The organism is Halalkalibacter flavus (assembly GCF_036663575.1).
GTDB classification, from domain to species: Bacteria; Bacillota; Bacilli; order Bacillales; family Bacillaceae_D; genus Halalkalibacter; species Halalkalibacter flavus.
This window is the reverse complement of sequence record NZ_JAWRVK010000137.1, coordinates 1-383: the sequence shown is the minus strand read 5'-3', so window position 1 is coordinate 383 and position 383 is coordinate 1. Positions and strand designations below refer to the sequence as shown.

Annotated in this window: 1 protein-coding gene; it reads left to right on the top strand. The window is 36.3% G+C overall.

Features of this window, described 5'->3' with window-relative positions; genetic code table 11:
* Nucleotides 1-383: hypothetical protein (locus SAY88_RS24790; RefSeq protein ID WP_431308922.1), on the top strand; the 383-nt coding region annotated here is incomplete at both ends.

The window sequence follows — 383 nt, the reverse complement described above, 5'->3', positions numbered from 1 at the left end:
ACAGAAAATCGGTTTAAATTAGGGAACCTTGTTGAGATGTTATGGGAAGACTTCCTTGATTACGTGAGGAGAAAACAGGACATAAAAGCAACCTATCAACTCCTTCTTGAATACGACCAAGGAACACCTAATGTGAGATTGAAAAAATATGATGAAAAGAACATAGAGGAAGTACCTCTTTATCCAGTAAGAAAACCTCCAGTAGATGATGAGGTCGAGATCTTCTATTCTAAAATGAAAAGGAAGGATGCACTAAGAGGAGAAGTGATGCTTTCAGATATTGCTCAACTATTCCCTAATCACCATTTTACGCTAGAGAGGGTATTAGAAATACTTCTGATTGATTTTATTGTTAAGTATAGCAAGGGTGAAGCGCAAAAAAT